The sequence below is a fragment of the Christiangramia pacifica genome, from assembly GCF_057221535.1.
In genome coordinates this window covers 401949-422340 of record NZ_CM170146.1, presented here as the reverse complement: position 1 = coordinate 422340, position 20392 = coordinate 401949, and the positions used below count along the sequence as shown (strand labels likewise).

General features: G+C 38.2%; 18 protein-coding genes. 7 read left to right on the top strand and 11 right to left on the bottom strand.

Annotated features, from left to right (window positions below):
• Positions 1-3 precede the first annotated feature (3 nt).
• Positions 4-867 carry a mechanosensitive ion channel family protein gene (locus AC2S94_RS01935; protein WP_484629829.1) on the bottom strand — a complete coding sequence of 288 codons (864 nt, stop codon included), beginning with the start codon at positions 865-867 and terminating at the stop codon, positions 4-6.
• Positions 868-939: 72 nt separating this feature from the next.
• Entirely contained in the window at positions 940-2982 is a 2043-nt protein-coding gene (locus tag AC2S94_RS01930) for a thioredoxin domain-containing protein (RefSeq protein ID WP_484629828.1), read from the bottom strand.
• A gap of 170 nt (positions 2983-3152) precedes the next feature.
• Here AC2S94_RS01930 and AC2S94_RS01925 point away from each other — a divergent pair, with 170 nt between their 5' ends.
• Entirely contained in the window at positions 3153-5423 is a 2271-nt protein-coding gene (locus AC2S94_RS01925; RefSeq protein ID WP_484629827.1) for an anion permease, read from the top strand.
• 52 nt (positions 5424-5475) lie between these two features.
• Here AC2S94_RS01925 and AC2S94_RS01920 read toward each other — a convergent pair whose 3' ends face one another.
• Positions 5476-6390, bottom strand: coding sequence for a NifU family protein (locus tag AC2S94_RS01920; protein ID WP_484629826.1), 915 nt, complete (start codon positions 6388-6390; stop codon positions 5476-5478).
• Between the two features lie 61 nt (positions 6391-6451).
• Between AC2S94_RS01920 and AC2S94_RS01915 the strand changes: the two genes are divergently transcribed.
• Complete coding sequence (locus AC2S94_RS01915) at positions 6452-7501, top strand: PorP/SprF family type IX secretion system membrane protein (protein WP_484629825.1); 1050 nt, start codon at positions 6452-6454, stop codon at positions 7499-7501.
• Here AC2S94_RS01915 and murI read toward each other — a convergent pair.
• From murI to AC2S94_RS01875, 8 genes are all read right to left on the bottom strand, one after another.
• Positions 7498-8289, bottom strand: coding sequence for a glutamate racemase (murI, locus tag AC2S94_RS01910; RefSeq protein WP_484629824.1), 792 nt, complete (start codon positions 8287-8289; stop codon positions 7498-7500). The two genes, AC2S94_RS01915 and murI, sit on opposite strands and share 4 nt — an antisense overlap.
• Positions 8290-8362: 73 nt before the next feature.
• Entirely contained in the window at positions 8363-8872 is a 510-nt protein-coding gene (locus AC2S94_RS01905) for an OmpH/Skp family outer membrane protein (protein WP_309560294.1), read from the bottom strand.
• A gap of 37 nt (positions 8873-8909) precedes the next feature.
• A complete protein-coding gene (locus AC2S94_RS01900; RefSeq protein WP_484629823.1) occupies positions 8910-9719 on the bottom strand; it encodes an OmpH/Skp family outer membrane protein in 810 nt (269 codons plus the stop codon).
• A 31-nt stretch (positions 9720-9750) separates the two neighbouring features.
• Positions 9751-12372 carry a BamA/OMP85 family outer membrane protein gene (locus AC2S94_RS01895; RefSeq protein ID WP_484629822.1) on the bottom strand — a complete coding sequence of 874 codons (2622 nt, stop codon included), beginning with the start codon at positions 12370-12372 and terminating at the stop codon, positions 9751-9753.
• Between the two features lie 7 nt (positions 12373-12379).
• The gene (gene uppS / locus AC2S94_RS01890) at positions 12380-13120 is read right to left on the bottom strand and encodes an undecaprenyl pyrophosphate synthase (protein ID WP_484629821.1); all 741 of its coding nucleotides are present in this window, start codon (positions 13118-13120) and stop codon (positions 12380-12382) included.
• Complete coding sequence (gene porG, locus AC2S94_RS01885) at positions 13121-13822, bottom strand: type IX secretion system protein PorG (protein WP_484629820.1); 702 nt, start codon at positions 13820-13822, stop codon at positions 13121-13123.
• Positions 13823-13922: 100 nt separating this feature from the next.
• The gene (locus AC2S94_RS01880) at positions 13923-14807 is read right to left on the bottom strand and encodes an NAD kinase (RefSeq protein WP_484629819.1); all 885 of its coding nucleotides are present in this window, start codon (positions 14805-14807) and stop codon (positions 13923-13925) included.
• Positions 14808-14810: 3 nt separating this feature from the next.
• Positions 14811-15467, bottom strand: a complete 657-nt coding sequence (locus AC2S94_RS01875; RefSeq protein WP_484629818.1) for a CBS domain-containing protein — start codon at positions 15465-15467, stop codon at positions 14811-14813.
• Between the two features lie 90 nt (positions 15468-15557).
• Between AC2S94_RS01875 and AC2S94_RS01870 the strand changes: the two genes are divergently transcribed.
• From AC2S94_RS01870 to AC2S94_RS01850, 5 genes are all read left to right on the top strand, one after another.
• On the top strand, positions 15558-16271 hold the full coding sequence (locus AC2S94_RS01870; RefSeq protein WP_484629817.1) for a pyridoxine 5'-phosphate synthase: 714 nt from the start codon (positions 15558-15560) through the stop codon (positions 16269-16271).
• Entirely contained in the window at positions 16272-17033 is a 762-nt protein-coding gene (locus AC2S94_RS01865; RefSeq protein WP_484629816.1) for an alpha/beta fold hydrolase, read from the top strand.
• Positions 17034-17153: 120 nt separating this feature from the next.
• A complete protein-coding gene (locus AC2S94_RS01860) occupies positions 17154-18404 on the top strand; it encodes an OmpP1/FadL family transporter (protein ID WP_484629815.1) in 1251 nt (416 codons plus the stop codon).
• Positions 18405-18411: 7 nt separating this feature from the next.
• Positions 18412-19962 (top strand): G-D-S-L family lipolytic protein, encoded by a 1551-nt coding sequence (locus tag AC2S94_RS01855; RefSeq protein ID WP_484629814.1) that lies wholly within the window; start codon positions 18412-18414, stop codon positions 19960-19962.
• Between the two features lie 85 nt (positions 19963-20047).
• The gene (locus tag AC2S94_RS01850; protein ID WP_484629813.1) at positions 20048-20389 is read left to right on the top strand and encodes a phage holin family protein; all 342 of its coding nucleotides are present in this window, start codon (positions 20048-20050) and stop codon (positions 20387-20389) included.
• Positions 20390-20392 lie beyond the last annotated feature (3 nt).

Sequence of the window (20392 nt, the reverse complement as noted above, 5' to 3'; positions counted from 1 at the left end):
TATCTATTCAGATTTCTTTTCTCTAACTGTTCCTCTCATCTTGGTTTGATCATAAAGATAAACATCTCTTTGTGGGTAAGGAATAGTCATTCCAGCCTCTTCAAGTCTAATTTTACCTTCTTCGATCATATACCAGTGCAGATCCCAGAAATTAGGTAGTTCAGCAAAATATCTTACAGAGAAATTAACTGAACTATCTCCAAGTTCTGAAACTATAATCTGCGGTGCAGGATCTTTCAATACATTTTCCTGTTCCATCACTAAATTGGTAAGCACTTCTTTAGCTTTCTTAATGTCATCATCATAAGAGATACCGAAAGAAAGGTTTTCTTTTCTAGTCTTATTGAAGGAGTAGTTCGTGATATTATCATTACTCAATTCACCATTCGGGATTACCACACGCTGATTTCCGAAAGTGTCCAGTTTAGTATAGAACAATGAGATCTCAACTACAGATCCTGAAACGCCCTGCGCTTCGATCCAGTCACCAACTTTAAATGGTTTAAGCACAATGATCAAAACTCCACCGGCGAGATTAGCCAGAGATCCCTGTAATGCAAGACCAATTGCTAAACCAGCGGCACCAATAGCAGCTACCAGAGAAGCACTTTCCACGCCCAGTTGTGTGATCACAAGAACAAAAAGAATGATCTTTAGACCCCAACTTGCAGCATTTACAGTGAATTTTTCAAGCGTAGGATCGTAATCCTTCTTCTCGAATAATTTCTGAAGGTATTTTACAATAAGTTTAATTACCCAAAGTCCTAAAAAGAGTAATACAATCGCTCCAATTAGAGTTGGAAGGTAATCGATAAATTTAGCTCCGTATTCTTTGACGATATCGCCCCAGCTATTCAGCTTTTCCATAAAATTTCTGTTAGTTTTTTTATTTAAGTTCTAATTGTAAAAAAATAGAGTTTATTTCCTCTATAACTTTTGTTAAAATTGCCGAATCAGTTGTAATGACTCACTCTCCGAACTTAATGGAAGTTGGCAAGTTCCTTTTTCACAAATATAGATCAGATTTTTATCTTTCACCAAACGCTCCTTTAATAATGGCAATTTAGATGCTGAGTGAGTACCAGCAATTACAATATTTTGCAGGTAATTGGTATGAAAACTCTTTGCCATATTTCTGAATTTTTCACCGGTTATGGCAACTTCATAAAAAGGAAAAGTGAAGTTCATGGCGAGGTCTAACCAATTAGAATAGGAATGAGGATGTTCCTGAATTTGATCTTTCACTGCCAGCAACATTTTCTCAGATTTCGTGATCAAATCCTGATCTCCTTTTAATTTTCCTAATCGGAAAAGGTTTTTGGCCATTTCAGAATTAGAGGCTGAAATTACATTATCGGTAATTTCGAGGTTTCGAGTCACTAGCTTTCTATCTTTTCTGGATTTGAAAAAATATAGACCTGAAGAGGTGTCCTTAAAATCGTCTTCCACGATCTTTAATAACTCTTCTGCCGTTTTCAGGAATTTCTCATCAAAACTCGCTTCATATAGGTCTAAAAATGCGGTAATACTGAAAGCATAATCTTCCAGATAAGCATTGATGGTGCTTTTCCCATTTTTATAGGAATGTAAAAGTCTGCCATTATCCTGAATCTGATTATTCAGGATGAATTCTGCATTATTTCGAGCAGCATTCAGATATTCTTGATTTTGAAATGCTTTGAAGGCTTCAGCATATCCACTGATCATTAAAGCGTTCCATGAGGTAAGAGATTTATCATCGAGGCCTGGCTTTTTTCGTTTAGATCGTGCCGACTTCAACTTTTTGTTACTTCGTGATATTATCATTTCCAGTTCGCTTTCAGAAATATTCAGATCTTCGGCCAGTTTTTCTACAGAGGCTGTTCGTATCAAAACATAATTATTTTCCTCCCATTTGCCTGTTTTGTTGATATTGTAGAAATGAGCGAATATTTCAAAATCATTTTCAAGAATGCTTTCAAGTTCTTCCCGAGTCCAAACGTAATAGGCTCCTTCCTCCAAATGGCCTTGATCGTTTTCGCTATCAGCATCCAGTGCAGAATAAAAAGCTCCGGACGAATCGGTCATTTCGGCTTTGATGTATTCCAGGCTTTTTTCAACCACTTTTTTAAACCAGGTTTTTCCTGTTAGTTTAAAAGCTCTGGAATAAAGCCGAACCAGTTGCGCGTTATCATAAAGCATCTTTTCAAAATGAGGAACGTGCCACTTTTCATCTACCGAGTACCTGGAAAAACCGCCTTCAATTGGATCAAAAACTCCTCCCCATGAAATCTTGTTGAGTGTGAAAATGCAATGATCCATCAATTCTTCATCTGAATTCTGAAATGCATAACGCATTAGGAATTCATAATTATTCGGCATCATGAATTTTGGAGCTCTCTGATAGCCACCATGTTTTTTATCGAAGGTAGTTTTCCATTTATTGATGATGGGAACAAAAAAATCTCTGTTAAGTTTTTCGGGGTTTTCAGACGGTTGAATGATCTGGATCTGTTTTAAACCCTGTTCCAGCTTATCTGCATATTCAATTAGTTTTTCCGGTTGAGTTTTATAGAGATGCGCGATTTGATTCAAAGCGTCCATCCATTGCTCTTTTCTAAAGTATGTACCACCCCAAACTGGTCTGCCGTCTGGTAAAGCGACTACATTCATGGGCCAGCCACCCATGCCCGTCATTACCTGTACGGCGTTCATGTAAACCTGGTCAACATCAGGCCGTTCCTCGCGATCTACCTTGATATTTATATAATTGGCATTCATGACTTCTGCCACTTCAGAATCCTCAAAGCTTTCGTGCTCCATCACATGACACCAGTGGCATGCTGAATAACCTACGCTAATGAGCAATAGTATATTTTCCTTTTCAGCAAAATCCAGGCTATCGTCATTCCAGGCTTTCCAGTTTACAGGGTTATGCGCATGCTGAAGCAAATAGGGACTGGTTTCATGGATAAGATCATTTGTATATTCTGGGTTGCTCATTTTAAAAAGAAATTTTTTCAGGATTAAATAGAGAGGAATGCATTAAAATTAGTGATTATATAAGAAAAGCTTAAATAAGCCCTGAATAATAATCTTTTAATAACTTTAGGCTCCCGGCTTTTGTAAAATATAATTTTAAATTTTGCAGGCTGATAATTGATCTATTTTTTATGGAAGACATTTACCTGGTAATGTTAGTGGCACTTTTGGCCCTTGCGATTACAGACTTAGTTGTTGGAGTTAGCAACGACGCAATTAACTTTCTTAATTCAGCCATTGGTTCCAAGGCAATATCGATGAGAACCATTCTTATTGTCGCCAGTCTTGGTGTGGCCATAGGAGCTATATTTTCCAGCGGACTGATGGAAGTGGCGCGAAAAGGGATATTTATGCCCGGCCAGTTCTACTTTGAAGAAATCATGATTATTTTCATGGCGGTGATGATCACCGACGTGCTTTTGCTGGACTTTTTCAATTCCCTCGGACTTCCAACTTCAACCACTGTTTCTATAGTTTTTGAATTGCTTGGAGCTGCCGTTTGTATGGCTGCTATCAAAATTTACAAAGAGAGCAACGGGGACCTTAGCCTATTAACTGAATATATCAATACTTCAAAAGCTACTGAGATTATCATAGGGATTTTGATGGCGGTGGTCATTGCATTCCTTATTGGAGCTATTGTGCAATATATTTCCCGACTTGTTTTTTCATTTCAGTTCGAAAAAAAGATTAAATATTTCGGATCAGCTTTTGGAGGATTATCGCTTACTGCGATCCTTTACTTCATTGTAATAAAGGGAATGAAAAGCGTTCCCTTTATTTCGGAAGGAACCATGGATTACATTAATACGCACACATTAATTATCGTGCTTATTGGATTTGTAATATTTACGGCACTTTCTCAATTGCTGATGAGTGTTTTCAAAGTAAATATTCTTAGGCTGATCATTATCATTGGAACCTTTGCCCTTGCATTGGCTTTTGCCGGTAATGATCTCGTAAACTTTATTGGTGTTCCCATTGCTGCATGGCAGTCTTATGATCTTTGGCAAAGTGCACATGAAGCAACTGGAATCTTACCTTCAGAATTTGCCATGACTGGGTTGTCTGGGAGTGTTCCTACGCCGGAAATTTTATTAATCGCTGCCGGGGCAATTATGGTGATCACTTTATGGTTTTCAAGTAAAGCACGTTCTGTAGTTGATACAGGAATCAATTTAGCGAGACAGGGAGACGGAGTGGAACGATTTGAACCAAACTGGCTTTCAAGAGGGATCGTTAGATATTCGGTGTTATTTGGAAATGCCGTTTCTACAGTTCTGCCAAGAAGTATGAAGCAAAAGATCGAAAACAAATTTGATAAACCAACCGCACATCTTAAAAATCGAAGAATTGATGCTCCGGCTTTTGATATGGTTAGGGCTTCAGTAAATTTAGTGGTGGCGAGCGTACTAATTTCTATTGGTACGAATATGAAATTACCTCTTTCAACTACCTATGTGACTTTTATGGTGGCAATGGGTAGCTCACTGGCCGACAGAGCCTGGGATCGTGAAAGTGCAGTTTACAGAGTTGCCGGAGTATTAAATGTAATTGGTGGCTGGTTTGTAACTGCAATTGTAGCCTTCACAGCAGCTGCAATCTTTGCTTCTATAATTTACTACGGAGGTCCAATTGCTCTAGCTGTCTTAATAATTGTTGCTATCGTGCTGGTAGTGAGAAGCGGTATTCTGCATTCGAAAAAAGCAAAAGAGGAAAAAACTAAAAAGAAATTCAAGAAGAGCGATATCATTACGATCAACGAGATCACTTCAGAGACTTCTGAGAATATTTCTAATGTAATTGGAGGCATCAATAAAATGTATTCCAAAACAGTTGATCAATTGGGGTACTACGATCTTAGTAAACTGAAAAAGAATTATAAACGAATTGAAAAGCTCGAAACTGAAGTTGATGAATTGAAAGACAATATCTTCTATTTTATCAAATCGCTTGATGAAGATTCCGTTGAAGCTAGTAAATTCTATATCCTTACGTTGGATTATTTACAGGATATGGTTCAGTCAATCGGATTTATAACGAGAAACAGTTATAACCACGTCCATAATAATCACAAAAATTTAAAATTCAACCAAATTAGAGATCTGAAAAAAGTTGATGATAAGATGCAGATCCTTTTTGATGAGATCACCGAGACTTTTGATAATAATGAATTCGGAAATATCAATAATTTGCTGAATGAGAAACAGGAATTGATGGATTATGTGAGCGATCTTATTCAGAAGCAGATTGAAAGGATCAGAACTTCAGAATCCAGTCCAAAGAATACCAAGCTTTATTTCGGTATTCTTCTGGAAACAAAAGATCTCATTGGTTCCACGATGAGTTTGTTACAATTGTTTCAGGAATTCTATAATGAAGCAAGGACCACAACCTATTAAATAAAAAAATCCCTTGAAAAAGGGATTTTTTTATTTCCACATTTTTTTGGAGTTAACCGTTTACGGCTTCCACATATTCTACTTTTCCTCGCATCATGTCTCGGAGCATGGTTTCAATACCGCTTTTCAAGGTCATCGTTGAAGAAGGACAACCGCTACATGCTCCCTGAAGGATCACGCGAACAGTTTTGTTATCTTCGTTGTAGCTATCGAAAAGAATATTTCCACCGTCACTAGCGACAGCTGGTTTTATGTATTCGTCCAAAATGGCAATTACTTGCTGAGATGTGTCGTCTAAATGATCAAATTCAGCGGTTTTGCCTTCCTGCGTTTTGGAAGCTTTATTTGTAGCCTCAACCGTTTCCGCGGTTAGAACCTCATTTCCTTCCTCGATATAATTCTTGATAAACTCTCTTAATTCCAGGGTGATCTCTTCCCATCCAGCCATATCATACTTCTGGATAGAAACGTAGTTTTCATCAATGAAAACCTCTTTTACGAATGGGAAATGGAAAAGTTTCTGAACAAGTGGAGCATTCTTAGCTTCATCGATGTTCTTAAATTCAACCGATTTTAATACGAGCTTTTTGTTGGCGACAAATTTCATCACTGCCGGGTTCGGTGTGCTTTCAGCATAAACCGTAACCGGTACTTTTCCAGAAGATGCCTTAACTTCCTTGATCACTTCACCACCTTTATTCAGGTAAGTTTTAATTTGTTCAGCTACTTCTTTTTCTACATCTTCCCATTCCACGATGTCATATTTTTCTATGGCAATGAAATTTTGTGCGATATAAACCGTTTTAACAAATGGGAGATAAAATAGTTGCTGCGCCAACGGCGACCTGGAAGCCTCGTCTATATTCTTAAATTCGAAGTTTTCGTGACGTGTAAGAAACTTGTCAGCTTCAAATTTTACAATCGAAGGCGTGGTTGTTCTTACTATGTTGATACTGAAATCGTTCATTTCAAAATTTTTGACAAAAATACTAAAGAAAAACTAGCTATTACATATATTTACAGCCTTTATGGGGAGTAACACTAACATTTCAGGGCCATATTTCAAACGTCCTATTTTTCTAAAGTTTTCTTGGTTTTTATTGTTGACTGTTTTCGTTAATATTTCGGCAATGAAGGCCCAGGAGATTATTCCTACCTATTCCGATTATCTTACCGACAATTTATATCTCATTCATCCTTCCATGGCGGGGGCTTCCAATTATGATAAAATAAGACTTACTGCCAGGCAGCAGTGGTTCGACGTGGAGGAGGCACCCAACTTACAAACACTGGCATATAATTCCAGGGTCAATGATAAAATTGGTGTGGGAGGGATCTTGTTCAGAGATGAAAATGGAAATTATTCCAAGATTGGAGGTTATGCGACTTTTGCTTATCATTTAATGTTTTCTAGAAGTACGGTAGATCTCAACCAGTTATCTTTTGGTTTAAGTGCCGGAGTGATCCAGCATAGACTCGATACAAGCGGGTTTACCCGATTTGATCCTTTGATCGGCGATAATGATTCTGATATTTTCGCGAATATGGATTTTGGAATTTCTTATTATGTACGGGACCTTTATTTCCATTTTGCTGCAAAGAATATTCTATCCGTACGTAGGGAATTATTTTATTCGGATGCGGTACCCAGTAATATGAGAAAATACCTTTTTTCTGCAGGTTATGTGTTCTCTTTAAATCAATATGATCCCTGGAGTTTTGAACCATCTATTTTGTTTCAGGCAAGGGAGGCGACCAATGAAATGGCGTTGGATCTAAATGCAAAAGCTTATTACGAACTTGAAGAAGGCAAATTATGGGGTGGACTTTCTTATCGTAACGGATTTGAAAGTGCAGAATATACCGAAAATGGCGAGCAGGTTAATAATCAGCAATTACGCTATATCACTCCTTTTGTGGGAATTAATTACAAGAAATTTGTTTTCGGTTATACTTACAGCTATCAAATGAATTCTATCGTGCTTAGTAATGGTGGTTTCCACCAGATCACTTTAGGATATAACTTCGGAGAAAGCAGGGAGCGATATCACTGTAAATGTCCTGCGATCAATAATTAAAAGTCCAAGATTTCTACTTTATAAGAATTCTTATCAGCATTTATAATATCAGAAAGTACCTGTGGTTCTATATTGGTATAAAATTCAGGGGTGTTGATTAGCTCGCTCGTATTCAGAATTCCGTTATTATCCAAAATAGCCTTGGTTTGGCGGGCAACCGCTTCTCCAGAATCTATTATTTTTACTTCCGGTGGAAGAATTTCGGTAAGTAAAGGGATGAGGTAAGGGTAGTGGCTGCAACCAAGAACCAGATAATCTATACTGGCCTCAATCATTGGTGCCAAAAGGATCTCCAGTAACTCCCTGGTTTCGTCTGAGTCTTTTTTCCCGCTTTCAATAAGTTCTACAAGGCCATTTCCCTCAACTTCAATAACCTTAATATCTTTGGTGTATAATTCTGAAGTTTGAGCAAATAATTCGCTGGTAAGCGTTCCGCGCGTTGCCAGAATCCCAATTGCCTTATTGGTGCTTTTCAAAGCTGCAGGTTTAATGGCCGGCTCAATACCAATAAAAGGAACGTCATAAGTTGATCGTAAAACCTTGATGGCATTTGTGGTGGCGGTATTACAAGCCACGACAATAAGCTTGCAATTCATTTTCAGAAGTTTCTCTGTATTCTTAATAGAAAGCTGAATGATCTTCTCCTGCGTTTTTATTCCGTAGGGAGCATTAAGGCTATCAGATAAATAGATAGTTTTCTCGGAAGGTAAAAGACGGTGAATTTCTTTCCAAATGGAAGTTCCGCCAACACCTGAATCAAAAATACCAATAGGCCTCGGATCGTTCATATTATTACAAAAATAAAAACTGCGTACAGGTTTGTACGCAGTTTTTGAAAATTTTATCTGAAATGGTCTGTAATTAAAGTCCTAATTCTTTTTTTACGTCTGGCATTAGATCATAACCATCAGCTAGAAGTACTCCAGTTCCAGTTGTAGAATCTAGAACGTAATCGTAACCTTTAGCTCTTGCTACCTTCTGGATAGCTGTACGAACTTTTTCAAGGATTGGTCTAAGAAGATCAGTTTCTTTTTTCTGAAGATCCTGTCTTGCCTTTGAACTATGCTCCTGAATTCTTCTTTGAGCAGCTTGAAGTTCTGTAGCTCTCTTTTGGTTCTCTTCTTCAGACTTAGTATTTGCTTCTGCTTCGTAACGCTGCATTGTACTTTGAGCTTCAGATAACATGTCTTTTATCTCTGCATCATAAGTTTTTTCCAGTTTTTGAAGCTGATCCATCGCGCCTTTATACTCAGGTAATGATTGTACTAGATCTTGAGTAGCGATATGTGCAACCTTAGACTGTGCATTTGTGAAAGCAGTAGCGCCAATCATTAAAGCTAAAGCTATAAAAAGTGTTCTGAATTGTTTCATTGTAATCTTCGTTAAGTTTAATTAAGGTTTAAAAAATTTAATTTATCGTATCGTTCTTTTGTTCTCTTGCTTTGATGATAGAATCTCTTTTTCTTTCTCTTTCAGCCAGTATTTTGGCTCTTCTATCTTCAAATTCTTTTTGTCTTGCCGCCTTTAGTGAATCTCTTTCTCTTTTTCTTTCCTCGATAAAAGCTTCACGTTCGTTTTTTCGCTGCTTAACTAATTCTTCTCGTTCCGTAATTTCTTTGTCCTGCTCAACAGTTCTGTTTTCCTCGCGTTCAAATTCCTCGATCTCATCTTTACTTTCAAGTTGTTCGCGGTTCGCAGTCCTTTTAATCGTTCTTAGAACAGTTTCACTAACATCGTACTGTTTATCTGCATATATCATTCCAATATCTGCCGTGCGATCAAAAACGAAATCTAAATTCCTATTCTCAGCTATCTGCTGAACAGCGGTGAAGACCTGATCCTGAATTGGTCTTACCAATTGCTTTTTCTGGATCATATAATCACCATTTGGGCCAAACCTATTTTGTTGATATTCTCTGGCTTGTTGCTCCATATAGGCAATCTCTGCTTCACGTTCTTCGATCAATTCTTTAGTAAGAAGAGCCCTTTCATTATCAAGCCGCGTCTTCATGTCTTCCACCTTTTGCATTTTTGCTTCAGCTTCAGCCTTCCATTCCTGAACTCGATTGTCAAGTTGTCTACTTGCTTGTTGATATTCCGGAACATTTTCAAGAATGTATTCCATGTCTATATAGCCAAGCCTGATGCTTTTTTGAGCCATTAGCGATGATACGCTAAGTGCTGCAATTGCTACTATGGATACTATTCTTTTTTTCATTTAAATCGAATATAGAAAATATCGTGCCAAATTAAAACTGTTGACCTATGATAAAGTGTGTTTCCCATCCATTTGGACCTGGCTGACCAACTACTTCGTCAAATCCATATCCAAAGTCAATACCTAATAATCCGAAGGTTGGCATGAATATTCTTAGTCCAACTCCTGCAGATCTATTTAACTGAAACGGATTATAGTCTCTAAAATTGTCATAAGTAGCTCCGGCTTCCAGGAACGATAACGCATAAATAGACGCAGCAGGTTTTAATGTAATTGGGAAACGAAGCTCCAGTGAGTATTTGTTGTAGATCACCGCACCATCATCTCTTTCATCTGCCGGTCTGTCTAAAGGTACTACAGACTGGTTTGGATAACCTCTTAGCTGTATCGTCTCTCTACCATCAAGGCTGTAGGCACCAAGTCCGTCACCACCAAGGTAGAAACGTTCAAATGGTGGAACACCTCTTTCATTATTGTAAGCTCCCAGGAATCCAAATTCAGCATGGGTTCTAAGAACAAGGTTGCTACTTGGTCCAAAACTCGCTAGAGTTTCATACCAGCTACCATCTAATTTAATTTTATAAAATTCCAACCAGTTATATTTCTTCTGGTCAACTTTTTCCTGGTCTGGAACTGAGTTTTCACGTGTCACACGATTGCCCTGATTATCGATAAGATTTCCGTTATCGTCTCTCAGCTGGTATTCATCCATATTTTCGAGATTCCCGTAATCAACACCGTTCCATAAAGAGTAAGGAGGCGTTAATTTTGCGGTAAATGCAAATTTAGATCCCCTGGTAGGGAAAATCGGGTTAAAGGCTGTGTTATCTCTGGTAATTCCTAACTGGTAATAAAGGTTGTTAGAGTGACCATTACCAAATGTAAATAGTCCTGTATTATAGTTGTTCAGATTATATCTCTGGAAACCGACATTATTGGCGATCGTTACGTATTGATCTGGCGCCGTAAGTCTTTTTGCAAGACCTACGCTCACTCCAAGAATATCAAAACTTCTCGTTTTATCAGCTTCTCTTTCAATATAGTCGAATAAGAATTGTCTCGTATAACTGAAAGAAGTAGATAAACTCACCGGTCTTTTACCCCCTAACCATGGTTCTCTGAAAGACAGGCTGTAAGTTTGATAGAAAGTACTGGCCTGTGCTCTTAATGAAAGCGACTGACCGTCACCCATTGGTATTGGATCATATGCGTCTTTATCAAATAATCCCTGGATGGAGAAGTTATTGAACGATAGTCCTAAAGTTCCAATGAAACCACCACCGCCATAACCACCTTGTAGTTCAATCTGGCTGGCTCCAGCTTCAACCACCTGGTATTCGAGGCTTAGAGTTCCTTCTCTCGGATCTGGATCAACAAACTCTGGACTCAATTGCTCAGCATCAAAGAAACCAAGTGCCCCAAGTTCACGAACCGTAGCAACCACTGCTTCTTGACTGTATTTTTGTCCCGGCTTTGTTCTCATCTCACGATAGATCACATGATCTTTCGTTTTTTCGTTTCCGGTCACTCTAATTTCATCGAAATAAGCTTCTTTTCCTTCTACTATTCTAACTTCAAAATCGATGGTATCATTATATACATTGGTTTCAACAAGATCAATATTTGAGAACAAATAACCATTATTTTGATAAAGGTTGGCAACCGAAGATTTATTCGGTTCTCTACCCTGTATTCTTTCGTCTATAAGAACTCCGTTGTAGATATCACCGGTTTCAAGTCCCAAAACTCTACCAAGAGCTTCATCAGTATAAGCAGTATTTCCAAGGAAATCTATTTCACCGATATAATACTGGTTACCTTCTTCTACGTTTAAAGTAAGCGCAATATCATCTTCGCCAACCTTGGTCAATGTATCTGAAATTATACGGGCATCTCTATAACCTTCTTCCTTATACTTGTCGATCAAAGAAATTTTATCTTGCTGGTAATCTGATCTAACGAATTTTGAACGCTTCCAGAACCTGTAGAACCTTTTTTCCTTGGTGTTCTTCATGTTACGTTTCAACTTCGCATCAGATAGTTTATCATTCCCGATAATTTCAATGTCAGCGATCTTAACTCGATTTCCCTTGTCGATATCTACTACCATATTCACCTTATTTGAATTGGTAGAGTCTACAACTTCAGAAGTTCGAATATCAACATTCGTATTGAAGTAACCTTCTTTCTTGAATTTATTCTGAATGTAATTTTGAGTAGTAGTGATAAGGTTTTCATTAACCTTTACGCCCGGCTTTAGATCATTCTCATCAATAAGGTCTTCACGCTCACTTTTCTTTTTGATCCCGGTGAATTTAACCTGGTTAAGAACGGGTACTTCCTTGATCTCTAATTCCAGATCAGCCACATTTCCTTCCACATTCGTGATGTAAAAATTAATATCGCTGAATAAATCAAGTTTCCAGAGTTTATTAATTACATCTCGTAATTTTTCTCCCGGAATATAAATTTCTTCTCCCTCTTTAAGACCTGTATAAGTAATTACAGTTTTCTCATTATAGGTTGTAGTACCGGTAACCTTGATATCTCCAATGGTGTATTTTTTCGAATCTCCAAGGGGTAGGTCCTGTGCTTTGGCAGCTATACTGAAAATGAAAAAAATTGCAAAAAGTGTAAAAATCTTTCTTGTCATGAATGCACTAACTGAGTTGCTCACTTGTTTTTCCAAATCTTCTTTCTCTGTTTTGATAGTTGTATATGGCTTCAAAAAGATCTTCCCTTCGGTAATCAGGCCATAAGATTTTCGTAAAATACAATTCGGCATAAGCAATCTGCCATAATAGGAAGTTGCTTATACGCTGTTCACCGCTGGTACGGATCAAAAGATCCACGTCTGGTAAATTTCGGGTGTAAAGATGCTCATTTATAACCGATTCATCAATAGCATCTTCAGATAATTCTCCAGTTTTAACCTTCGTTGCAATTTGCTTTATAGAATTGGTGATTTCTTCACGACTTCCATAGCTTAACGCAAGAGTCAAGGTCATTCGGTTGTTGGTAGCTGTTTTTTCAATTACATCCAGTAATTCCTGCCTGGCTTTCTTCGGAAGGCTGGAAATATTACCTATACAATTAAGTTTGATGTTATTGTCTTTGAGGGTCTTGATCTCCTTTTTTAAAGAAGAAACAAGAAGTTTCATAAGGGTGTCGACTTCTAGTTTTGGTCTGTTCCAATTTTCAGTAGAGAAAGCGTAAAGGGTAAGATTTTTCACTCCAATTTCAGCACAACCTTCTACGACGTCTCTTACTGCCTTAGTGCCTTCTTTATGTCCTGAAGCTCTAAGGAAACCTTTTTGCTTAGCCCATCTACCATTACCATCCATGATGATGGCAATGTGTTCGGGTAATTTTTCAAGGTTTAAATTGTCTTTATATTTCATTTAAAAGCAATAACATGGCTTTCGCCCGAATGTAAAAGTGAACGATATCCCGGTAAATACATACCAGTCGTTTGTATTTCTATTTCCAAATTCCGCTGCCGGTTCTCTTCTTCCTAAATATTCTTCCGGCCAGCTTCCGTCCAGATTATCAGTAAAGGTATACCTTGCACCAATTTCAATGGCTCCGATAATATGTTCGGTTACAGCTTCCTTATAACCCATGACCATAGGAATTGCAAATTCCCAGTTTGAGGCATCCTGATTCACCAGATTGTTCGCCCTTCCATTTTCAAGATACAGGTGATCTGCCCTAAAATAGGTGATCCCTGTATATAAATAGGGGGTTTTTTGAGGCAGTGGGTCGGTCAGGTCAAAATCATAAAAATTGAATTCCAGACCTAAAGAAGCTTCCGCTATATTATTTTCAAATGAATAACCTCTTTGCTGCCTTCTGGTATCATCAGATTTTTCATCATCCGCTGAAATTTGAGCGTATAACAAGGTTAATCTCAATGCATGCCTGGAGCTTCGGTTCCACTTGGCAATTAAGCCTCCTACCGGTGAATTCGGCAGGATATAATTGGTTTTACCAACATCTCCAATAAAATTTGCGCCGCCGGCAAAAGCACCAACCTCAACTTGCTGAGAATAGGAACTCACTGTAAAAAACGCCATTAACACAAATGCGATTAGGTACCTCATAGGTTTTCAAAAGTTTGCAAATATAACAATTCTGTTTGCTCTGCAATAATTTGAGCAGATTTGTACATACGTATAAACAGTTTTTGGAAGTATTTATTGCTTAATTCCTTTTGTCTTCGCCCCAAAGAAGTTTTTTTCTTAGGGTATTTAGAAAACTGTCTTCCTGTAGTTCTACAAAATTTATGGTGTAGGGCGCCTTTTTTATAATGATTTCAGTATCGTTTTGCAGGGTAGCGATTCTGGAGTCCATGGAAACTAAATGTTCTTTTCCACGGCCTGAAACCTTTAATTTTATTGTTGTATGGTCTTTAATGACTAGTGGTCGTGCATTAAGGTTATGCGGCGCTATGGGAGTGATTACCAATGAGTCTGCGTCCGGCGTAATCACAGGGCCGCCACAACTTAATGAATATCCTGTAGAACCGGTTGGAGTCGCGATAATAAGTCCGTCGGCCCAGTAGGAAGTAAGATATTGATCGTCAAGCCAGGTATCTACGGTGATCATGGAAGTAGTATTCTTCCTGCTTACCGCAATTTCATTGAGCGCGATATGGGAAAAGACCGGATCGAAACTTTTAGGGTTCGTTTCCATGGTTAACACAGACCTTGGCGAAAGGCTGAATTTTTTCTCCAGAATTTCTTCCAAAGTGCTCTCGATCTGTTCTTTTTGGATGGTAGCTAAAAAGCCAAGTCTTCCTGTATTTATCCCCACAATAGGTATATCCAGATTACGAATGTAATTGATGGATTTTAAGATCGTACCGTCTCCACCAATACAAAAAAACAGGTCAAAGGAGCTGTCCAGCTCTTCAAATGCGCTGAAGTGCTTATAGTCCTTTTCAATATTATTATTGCTGTGAATGAGTTTTAGGAAATCTTCTTCGATAAAAACCTCGATATTTTTTTTATCGAGTAACTCCAGAAGCTGACCTATATATTGAGCTGCATTAGCGTGATAGAACTGACCGTAAATGCCTATTTTCATAAATTATATGTTCAGGTATTTATCCAAATATTTAGAACGATCCTTCAAATTCTTATTAAATGTATCTTCCTGGTGTTCTGAAATTATAATGTAGCCGTACCTTCTAAATGCCTGGATGATCTCATTCATTCCGGAAGGAGTGATCTTCAGAGTGATCTGCGCCATATCTTCTTCCATTTTGGAAACAAAAGCTCCTAATAAATGAGCATTATTCATTTCCACGATCTGGCTTACTTCGCCAAAAGTATAGTCTTTAAAGGCTTTTTCAATCACTAAAATATTCCCGGGTTCATTCAAAAACGGAGTTTCTTTAAAAAGCGAAATCATTTCATTCAACTCAACATAGCCCATGTATGTATTGTCTTCGTCTAAAACCGGTAAGATGTTCGAATTATTCTGAGCAAAAGCCTCAAGACTATCCAGCCAATAATTACTTTCCTTAACGTAAAATCCTTCAAGGGCGTAGCGATAATCATCCAGAGTTTTGTTGTTTTCGAAACATCTAACATCATTCTCTGAAATACATCCAATGTAAATTCCGTCGCTTTCCACGGGCAGGTGGGTGAAGGTTAACTGGTTGAAAAATTTCTGTACCTCACCAATTTTTTCGGAAACATTAATTATCTCAACATCATTCAATATGTACTCTTTCAAACTCATTTCTATCTGTTCCTTTTATGCAAATTAATCAAAATAAAATTCATTGAAGCAGACTGCACTTTGTATTTTTGATAAATAAATGAAGTTAAAATGACCAAATTAAGCGTAAATATTAATAAGATCGCCACGCTGAGAAATGCTCGCGGTGGAGATGTTCCCAATGTTCTCGAAGCGGCGAAAAGAATAGAATCTTTTGGAGCAGAAGGGATTACCGTTCACCCAAGGCCCGATGAACGTCATATTCGTTATGCTGATGCGAGGGAGTTGAAACCGGAACTTACTACGGAATTCAATATTGAAGGAAAACCAATCCAGCAATTTATAGACCTGGTTCTGGAGGTGAAACCTGCGCAGGTTACGCTGGTTCCCGATGCCGAAGATGCCATAACTTCCAATGCTGGTTGGGATACTATTAAAAATAAGGACTATTTAAAGGAAGTGATCGCTGAATTCAATTCTAATGGAATCAGAACATCTATTTTCGTGGATCCGGTTAGAAAAATGATCGAAGGCGCTGCGGAAACAGGAACCAATCGCATTGAGCTTTATACGGAATCTTTTGCTGTGGATTATGCTAAGGGAGATAAGAATGCGGCAAGTCCATATGCAGAGTGTGCGGAGCTGGCAAATCAATTAGGATTGGGGATCAATGCCGGGCACGATCTTTCTCTGGATAATATTAAGTTCTTTAAAGATCATGTTCCTCATCTGGCTGAAGTTTCCATTGGTCATGCATTGATTTCAGAAGCACTTTACATGGGATTGGAAAAAACAATTCAGCAATATTTAAAACTATTGAAATAAATGAAATTACATTCGGTAATACTGGGTGAAGGTAAGCCTTTGCTAATTCTTCACGGATTTTTGGGAATGAGCGATAACTGGAAAACTTTAGGTAAGAAATTTGCCGAAGATGGTTTTCAGGTGCATTTAATTGATCAGCGTAATCATGGGAAAAGTCCGCATAGTGATGAATTCTCGTATGAATTGATGGCCGCAGACGTGGTTGAATACTGCGAAACTCATAACCTTGATAAAATTACTTTGATGGGGCATTCTATGGGAGGGAAGACTGCAATGTTGCTTGCCTGCGAAAATGAAAGCCTGGTTGAAAAATTAGTGATCGTGGATATCGCTCCAAAATATTACGCGCCACATCATCAGCAAATTTTAAAAGGACTCACTGCGCTTGATGAAGCGAATTTGACTTCACGGGGAGATGCTGAAGATTTTCTGGAAAAATATATCAAGGAAACCGGTGTAAGATTGTTCTTATTGAAAAATCTTTATTGGAAAACCAAGGAAAAGTTGTCGCTTCGGATGAATCTGGATTCCCTAAAAACCAATATAGAACAGGTAGGAAGAGCCTTGCCACAGGATGCAATTTATAACGGTCCAACATTATTTATTAATGGTGAGCTCTCAGATTATATCACCAAAGCTGAAGAACCGCTTATTAAAAAGCATTTTCCGGAGGCTAGAATTGAAACAGTTTCCAAGGCTGGCCATTGGGTTCATGCTGAAAATATGAAAGACTTCTATAAGGCCGTAATCCAATTTGTTTAAAATCTTTCTAAATTTATTATGTATGCATAATAAATAGCGTCAAAATATTGCATAATATGTATTTTATGCTATTTTTGGACGAGCTTTTTAAGACATATTAAATATAATCCTAATTAAATTATGAAAAGACTATTTTTACTTGGCCTGTTTGTTATGGCCACGGCGGTTAATTATGCCGGTGGTTACAGGGTAAGTCTACAAGGTCAGCGTGGACTTGCTATGGGACACACTGGAGTTGCTGTGGTGAATAATGCGGAATTGGCCTTCTTTAACCCTGCAGGTTTGGTTTTTCTTGAAGACAAGATCAATGCTGCCGTTGGTGTGAGTGCTGTATTCTCTGATGTAGTATGGCAAAATGAAGAGTTTGGGCAGATGGCTAGAACCGACAGCCCAGTAGGAACCCCTTTCTATGCTTATTTTTCCTATAAATTGAGTGAAAAATTTAGTGTTGGTCTTGCGGCTTACACTCCTTACGGAAGTTCTGTAGAATGGGAAAAAGATTGGGCAGGGTCTCATCTTGTTAATGATATTGAGTTAGCTGCTATTTATGTGCAGGCGTTAGCTTCTTATAAAATTACTGATAACCTATCTGTTGGTGGTGGACCTATTTACGTAAGTGGATCGGTTAACTTCAATAGAAACCTGAACAGAACTCTTACAGATCTTGAAGGAAACCGTTCTAATGTTACTATTGATGCTTCTGGTGTTAGCGCCTGGGGTTGGTCTGCAGGAGCAATGTGGAGTCCTATTGATAGCCTGAATATTGGTATTAATTACCGCTCAGAGATTATCGTGGAAGCTGAAAGCGGCGAAGCAGATTTTCAGAATATTCCAAATTCACCTTTAACGTCTTTCCCTGATACTACTTTTGATGCGGAATTACCTCTACCTGCTGAATTGACCATTGGAGCTTCTTACCAATTAAACGATAAGTGGTTATTTGCTTTCGATTATAACAGAACATTCTGGGGAGTATACGAATCTCTTGATGTAGATTTTGCTGCGCCTGGAACTCCAGATTCAGTAAACCCAAGGAATTATGAAGATTCTTCTATTTATAGATTTGGTCTTCAATATACCGCTAATGATATCTTTACCTTGAGAGCTGGTTACTATTTCGATGAATCACCGGTACAATCAGGATATTTTGCTCCTGAAACACCTAGAAATGATTCAAACAACTTTACCGGAGGACTTTCAGTGAACGTTTCAGATAATATTGCGATCGATGCTTCTTTCCTTTATAGTAAGTTTGAAGAAGTAGATGAGTCTTATGACTACTATCAGGAAAACGGACAAAATGTTCCTTTCGAAGGGACTTATAAGTCTAGCGCATTTGTGCCAGGTTTAGGTGTAACTATTAAAATATAATTTGACGATGAAAAACTATTTTAAATATATAGCTATTCTGGCCCTTGGGATCGTTTCCTGTGAGCCTGAATTAGAAAATCCAATTGAAGACGGGAATGTTTACAGTAATGGCGATGCAGATTTTTCTAACTATGTAGCTTTAGGGAACTCTCTGACGGCTGGTTATGCTGATGGAGCCCTCTATATTACAGGTCAGGAGACTTCTTATCCAAATATTCTGGCAAGCAAATTTGCTTTGACACAGGAAACGATGGAATTCACTCAGCCGCTCGTAAATGATAATGTTGGTGGATTGCTATTAGGTGGAAACCAGATCGCTGAGCCAAGATTCGTACTAGGAGGAGAATCTCTTGCAACGGCTCGTCCAGCAAGATATAATGGAACTCCAACTACAGAAGTTTCAGCTAAACTTAGCGGATCTTTTGGTAACATGGGAGTGCCTGGTGCTAAGTCTTATCATCTTCTTGCTCCTGGTTACGGTAATGTAGCTGGTGTGGCGACAGGTGCTGCAAACCCTTATTTCGCAAGATTTGCTTCTTCAGAAACTGCTACAGTTCTTGGAGATGCAATTGCTCAGAATCCAACTTTCTTTACACTTTGGATTGGTAACAACGATGTGTTGAGTTATGCTACTTCAGGTGGTGTTGGTGTTTACCAGGAGAATGTGACCGACTTTACAAAATACGGTCCTAATGATATTACAGATGCAAATGCCTTCGCTTTTGTATACAATTCATTGGTTTCTCAACTAGCAGGTGAAGATGGTCTTGGCGCTGAAGGAGTATTGATCAATATTCCTAATGTTACTGATATTCCATTTTTCAATGTTGTTCCAACAAACCCGATTCCATTAGATGCTGCAACTGCTGGAGCATTAAATGCGCAATTTGGAGCTTATAATACTCAAATCTTACCTGGACTTGTTCAGGCAGGATTATTAACTGAAGCTGAAGCCAACAGCAGAAAGATCACTTTCGCTGAAGGTTCTCAGAACTTTGTGACGATTGTTGATGAAGATCTTACAGATATTAGTGGCGTTCTTCAGCAGGCACCATTTAGCCTGGATCCACAAACTGCAGCTTTACTTGGTCAATTAAGACAGGCTACTCCTTCAGATCTTATTCCTTTAACATCATCATCATTGATTGGTACTACCGTGAATAACAACCCGATGTTGATTAATGGAGTTTCTGTACCGCTAGGAGACCAGCATGTTCTTACTGCTTCTGAGCAGGCATTGGTTGCCCAGGTAACTGCTCAATACAATGGAGCTATCGCTGCAATCGCTCAGAACTATTCTTTAGGACTGGTTGATGCAAATTCTCTTTTAGCAACGATTGGTGCCGACGGTGGAACTATGTACCAGGGAGTACCAATTTCTTCGACTTTTGTGTCTGGAGGTGCTTTCTCTCTTGACGGGGTGCATTTAACTCCAAGAGGTTATGCAGTTATTGCTAATGAGATCGTAAATGAAATCAATGCTACTTATGGTGCGGAAGTACCAAATGTGGATGTTGGAAGTTATGGTACCGTAACAATAAACAACAACATTCAGTAGTATTAAATTTGATATAAATTTTAAAAAGGTCGGGATTTTCCCGACCTTTTTTTTGCAACTTTACCAATAACCAACAATTAAAATTATGAATTTCATTTTAAGACTATTGCTTACTGCGCTTGCGGTTGTAATTCTGGCAAAGGTGTTACCGGGAGTAAGTGTAGATAGTTATTTAACCGCAATTATTGTAGCGCTAGTACTTGCTTTGCTGAATTTTATTGTAAAACCAATTCTGGTGCTTTTAACCCTTCCTGTAACTATATTAACTCTGGGATTATTCTTACTGATTATAAATGCAGTGATCATTTTCTTAGCTGATGGATTTGTAGGAGGTTTCGATGTTGATGGGTGGCTTATGGCAATCATATTTAGTTTGTTACTGTCTCTAATACAATCAATACTCTTCTCAATTCTTAAAAAGGATTAGATT

Excerpts from the sequence above, each read along its gene's own strand:
- AC2S94_RS01870 (WP_484629817.1), top strand. The coding sequence starts at position 15,558 with ATGACCAAATTAAGCGTAAATATTAATAAGATCGCCACGCTGAGAAAT.
- AC2S94_RS01925 (WP_484629827.1), top strand. The coding sequence starts at position 3,153 with ATGGAAGACATTTACCTGGTAATGTTAGTGGCACTTTTGGCCCTTGCG.
- AC2S94_RS01895 (WP_484629822.1), bottom strand. The coding sequence starts at position 12,372 with ATGACAAGAAAGATTTTTACACTTTTTGCAATTTTTTTCATTTTCAGT.
- AC2S94_RS01935 (WP_484629829.1), bottom strand. The coding sequence starts at position 867 with ATGGAAAAGCTGAATAGCTGGGGCGATATCGTCAAAGAATACGGAGCT.
- porG (WP_484629820.1), bottom strand. The coding sequence starts at position 13,822 with ATGAGGTACCTAATCGCATTTGTGTTAATGGCGTTTTTTACAGTGAGT.
- AC2S94_RS01920 (WP_484629826.1), bottom strand. The coding sequence starts at position 6,390 with ATGAACGATTTCAGTATCAACATAGTAAGAACAACCACGCCTTCGATT.
- AC2S94_RS01875 (WP_484629818.1), bottom strand. The coding sequence starts at position 15,467 with ATGAGTTTGAAAGAGTACATATTGAATGATGTTGAGATAATTAATGTT.
- AC2S94_RS01900 (WP_484629823.1), bottom strand. The coding sequence starts at position 9,719 with ATGAAAAAAAGAATAGTATCCATAGTAGCAATTGCAGCACTTAGCGTA.
- AC2S94_RS01850 (WP_484629813.1), top strand. The coding sequence starts at position 20,048 with ATGAATTTCATTTTAAGACTATTGCTTACTGCGCTTGCGGTTGTAATT.
- murI (WP_484629824.1), bottom strand. The coding sequence starts at position 8,289 with ATGAACGATCCGAGGCCTATTGGTATTTTTGATTCAGGTGTTGGCGGA.
- uppS (WP_484629821.1), bottom strand. The coding sequence starts at position 13,120 with ATGAAATATAAAGACAATTTAAACCTTGAAAAATTACCCGAACACATT.
- AC2S94_RS01880 (WP_484629819.1), bottom strand. The coding sequence starts at position 14,807 with ATGAAAATAGGCATTTACGGTCAGTTCTATCACGCTAATGCAGCTCAA.
- AC2S94_RS01930 (WP_484629828.1), bottom strand. The coding sequence starts at position 2,982 with ATGAGCAACCCAGAATATACAAATGATCTTATCCATGAAACCAGTCCC.
- AC2S94_RS01915 (WP_484629825.1), top strand. The coding sequence starts at position 6,452 with ATGGGGAGTAACACTAACATTTCAGGGCCATATTTCAAACGTCCTATT.
- AC2S94_RS01860 (WP_484629815.1), top strand. The coding sequence starts at position 17,154 with ATGAAAAGACTATTTTTACTTGGCCTGTTTGTTATGGCCACGGCGGTT.
- AC2S94_RS01855 (WP_484629814.1), top strand. The coding sequence starts at position 18,412 with ATGAAAAACTATTTTAAATATATAGCTATTCTGGCCCTTGGGATCGTT.
- AC2S94_RS01905 (WP_309560294.1), bottom strand. The coding sequence starts at position 8,872 with ATGAAACAATTCAGAACACTTTTTATAGCTTTAGCTTTAATGATTGGC.
- AC2S94_RS01865 (WP_484629816.1), top strand. The coding sequence starts at position 16,272 with ATGAAATTACATTCGGTAATACTGGGTGAAGGTAAGCCTTTGCTAATT.